The 3,655-nt window shown below is 41.5% G+C and carries 4 protein-coding genes; all 4 read right to left on the reverse strand.

Annotation, left to right across the window (positions count from 1 at the left end; all coding sequences use genetic code 11):
• Window positions 1–466: 466 nt before the first annotated feature.
• The gene (gene aroF, locus ACKI5B_RS00995) at window positions 467–2,389 is read right to left on the reverse strand and encodes a 3-deoxy-7-phosphoheptulonate synthase (protein WP_407425087.1); all 1,923 of its coding nucleotides are present in this window, start codon (window positions 2,387–2,389) and stop codon (window positions 467–469) included.
• Between the two features lie 72 nt (window positions 2,390–2,461).
• On the reverse strand, window positions 2,462–2,893 hold the full coding sequence (locus ACKI5B_RS01000; RefSeq protein ID WP_407425088.1) for a type II toxin-antitoxin system VapC family toxin: 432 nt from the start codon (window positions 2,891–2,893) through the stop codon (window positions 2,462–2,464).
• A gap of 8 nt (window positions 2,894–2,901) precedes the next feature.
• Window positions 2,902–3,177 carry a type II toxin-antitoxin system Phd/YefM family antitoxin gene (locus ACKI5B_RS01005; RefSeq protein WP_407425089.1) on the reverse strand — a complete coding sequence of 92 codons (276 nt, stop codon included), beginning with the start codon at window positions 3,175–3,177 and terminating at the stop codon, window positions 2,902–2,904.
• 286 nt (window positions 3,178–3,463) lie between these two features.
• On the reverse strand, window positions 3,464–3,616 hold the full coding sequence (locus tag ACKI5B_RS01010; protein WP_407425090.1) for a hypothetical protein: 153 nt from the start codon (window positions 3,614–3,616) through the stop codon (window positions 3,464–3,466).
• Window positions 3,617–3,655: the final 39 nt, after the last annotated feature.

The following is a 3,655-nucleotide window of genomic DNA, read 5'->3' on the forward strand; positions in this document are numbered from 1 at the left end:
CAGGCTTCCTGTTCTGCCATAAAAAATCTCCTATAAGACACTGACTGTGTCTGAAAATAATTGAATCACCTGAAGAATATGGGCAGAAAGTGCATGGAGACACCGAAACACCTGTGTTTCGCAAAGAAGGAAAGAGAATGGTGAAGATGTGACCAAAACAACTTTATTGAGGGCCCGTAGTTTCCAGGCAATTACCGGCTGTATAAACAGCCTTATTTGTTTTGCTCCGAATAATATAATGAAAAATCCAAAAAAGTACAAGGGTAAAACAGAAAGTAGTGTTTTTATTTTTTATTTCTATGTAAAAAGACGCTATATATAGTGGAGTTAAACTGATAAAATTTTCATGTTTATAAAAAAAATCGCCGCAGTAGGGGCTTTTACTGCCCCCTGTTTTCCTTGCGGCGAAAAGATGTTTGAAAGATATAGTTTTCAGAATGAAAACTTGTCAGAATAGGATGTCCGGTTACTCTGCGTAAACACCCAGAATACGGACATCTTCAGCGGCTTTTTTTAGTTTACTGCTGAAATCCTCAATCATTTTTGCAGGATTTTCTACATCACCTGGAATTACCACATCGCAGTAGAACCAGTATTTCCATGGTTTTCCGGCAATCGGGCGGGATTCAAGGCGGTTCATGCTAAGATTTGCGTCCTTGAAAACACCGAGCGCGTCGTAGAGGGCACCGGCCTCGTTCTTTGTCGTGAAGACAAAACTTGCCATATTCGGCTTTTTTTCGCCCCATGGTTTTACAGGCTCTTCTACGTGATTTGCAGCAATTACGACAAAGCGTGTGTAATTGTTCTGCTCGTTTTGAATGCCTTCTTTAATAACTTCAAGACCGTAAATTTTTGCATTTCGTGCATTACAGATTGCAGCGTTTTCAGGTGAGGCCTTTTCTGCAACTAAAGAAGCTGCTGTTGCTGTTGAAATTGTATCGACAGCCTGCCATTTTTGAGTGCGCAGGAAGTTCGAACACTGGCTCAAGCCCTGCGGGTGAGAATAAACGTTTTTGATTGTCTCAAGACTTGCACCTTTTACAGCCAGAAGCGAGTGCTGAATGCGAAGGGTAAGCGCTCCAATTATTGAAATATCTTCGTAGCGGGTAAGATTATCATAGTTATTGTAGACAGAGCCTGCCGTTGAATTTTCGATTGGAACCATACCGTATTCAGCTTTTCCGTCAACAACAGCCTGGAAAATCTCGTCAAATGAATCGACAGTCTGCGCCTCTACTGAATCTTCAAAGAAATTTTCGATTGCCTGTTCTGCATAGGCTCCCTTCATTCCGGAGAAAACACAGACCGGCTTTTTGTGAGAGACCTTTGTTTTTTCTGCAGGTTTTTCTTCTGAGCGGATATGAGCAACTTCTTTTCCCATAACAGGAGCGAGAGCTTCCATATCGCGCATAATTTTATCGAACTGGGCAGGATAGAGAGCCTGTGCGGCATCACTTAAAGCCTGCTCCGGATGGCAGTGAACTTCGACGATAATTCCGTCGGCTCCTGCTGCAACGGCTGCAATTGCCATCGGATGAATTTTATCGCGCACACCCATTGCATGGCTTGGATCTACAATGATTGGAAGATGAGTCATGCTGCGGAGAACCGGAATTGCGCTCAAATCAAGAGTGTTTCGGGTTGCTTTTTCGTAAGTGCGGATTCCTCGTTCACACAAAATTACGCGGTCAGTTCCAGAAGAAAGAAGATATTCCGCGCTCATAAGCCATTCTTCGATTGTGGCAGAAAGACCGCGCTTTAAGATAACAGGCTTTCCGAGAGCACCGAGCCGCTTCAAAAGCTCGAAGTTCTGCATGATGCGCGCTCCTACCTGGTAAACGTCAACATAGTCTTTCATGACAGGAATGTATTCAGAAGCAACGATTTCGGTAACGACGGGAAGACCGTGCTTTTCTCCGGCTTCTTTAAGATATTTTAATCCTTCTTCTCCCAATCCCTGGAAGGAATAAGGAGAAGTGCGTGGCTTATATGCGCCTCCACGGAGCATTGTAGCCCCGCTTGCAGCTACTGCCGCCGCTGCATCAAGCATCTGCTGACGGCTTTCGACCGCACAAGGGCCTGCGATTGCAATAAGACGGCTTCCTCCGACGCGGATAATCTGACCGCGGTTGTTCGGAATTTCTACGATTGAATTCTCCGGTTTGAACTCGCGGCTTGCCATTTTGTAAGGCTTTGAAATAGGAATAACCTTTGCAACGCCAGGCAAAACTTCGACTTCACGCACGTCCATCGCAAGCTTACCGACAGCCGCAAGAACAGTTGATTCTTCGCCTTTGATTTCGTTTATTTTAAATTTTCTGGCAGAAAGAACATTTTTGATGTTAGCCTTTTCGCCTTCACTGATTCCATTTTTTAGTACGATTACCATGTGTTGATTATATCAAAATGTAAAAAAAGAATGAAGTTACCCCGAAATAACTGAAAATCAGCCTGTAAGGTCTTATTCTGCTGAAAACCAGTCTTCCACACGCAGAAATGACTTTTGTTTTATCGATTCGAAATCTGCAGTATTGTGTGTAACCAGCACCATTCCGTTTGCAATGGCGGTTGCGGCAATCTGTGAATCGTAATTTGGGAGCGTTTTGCCTTCTTTTTCGGATAGTGCCTGCATTTCCCCGCAGATTCTGGCAGCAAATTTGTCGTAGGGGATTATTTCAAAAGTGTCTTCAAGTGTTTCCATTGTATTTTGGAGATATTGTTTTTTTCGTCCTTGTGGCATACGTTCTACCCCGCGAGTTAATTCCTGCCATGTGACCGATGAGATTGCACATAAATCTTTTCTTGCCAAATAAAACGAAATAACCTGTTGATCGGGACGCTCTTTTGAGAATTCTGAAACGATATTGGTATCAAGTAAATATGTTTTCTTCATAAACACTCCTATGCCCACGGATCTTTTGAATAATCTGGGCATTCCCGTGATGGTGTAACATCAAATCCTAAGTCATCAATGACATCGGCATATTCTTTTTTTAGTGCGTCTAATTTATCAAGGAGTGAGGGAGTTTTTTCCTGATTTGTTTCATAAGCCCCATAACTGATAATGACCGCCACCGGCTTGTCGTAACGGGTAAGCTCTACAACTTCGCCTTCTTCCGCCATTTTGACCAGCGCCGAAAAATTATTGCGCGCTTCATAAATCGATGTTCTGCACATAGACGCCTCCTGTTCTAAGATAAGTTAATTGTAATACGGGGAATAATGTTAGTCAACTTTAAATATGTTGGCTATATATAAAATGAGAATAAGTTCATTTAAGAGAGAAAGATTTCCCGCAATATGTATAAGGCAGTAGAAATTTCTGCATAACGACAGAGAAATATTATTTCATATTGAGCAGGTTCGGGAAAATAAAAAAAGAGGAAAGGACACCTTTTGTAAAAGGCTTTCCTTTCCTCTTTCGAACTCCTTTTCTTCCAAAAAGAATAACACAATTTATATGCTAAAAGAGATTTTCATCATCTTCGTCATAGCGAAGCTCTGCAATTTCGATATTAGGATTATTTTCGAGGATGATATTTCTTACATCTTTTATTAAACTAATATCATCATGATATTCTATTTCATTTTGTAAAAAAGTATCAATGCCTTTCAAAATAATTCGGGAAATTTTAATTTATTTTAATTTAAAATC

Source organism: Treponema sp., from assembly GCF_045657965.1.
Classification (GTDB): domain Bacteria; phylum Spirochaetota; class Spirochaetia; order Treponematales; family Treponemataceae; genus Treponema_D.

What these genes read in the sequence shown, in the direction of transcription:
- aroF (WP_407425087.1), bottom strand. Translation starts at nt 2,389, where the DNA reads ATGGTAATCGTACTAAAAAATGGAATCAGTGAAGGCGAAAAGGCTAAC.
- ACKI5B_RS01000 (WP_407425088.1), bottom strand. Translation starts at nt 2,893, where the DNA reads ATGAAGAAAACATATTTACTTGATACCAATATCGTTTCAGAATTCTCA.
- ACKI5B_RS01005 (WP_407425089.1), bottom strand. Translation starts at nt 3,177, where the DNA reads ATGTGCAGAACATCGATTTATGAAGCGCGCAATAATTTTTCGGCGCTG.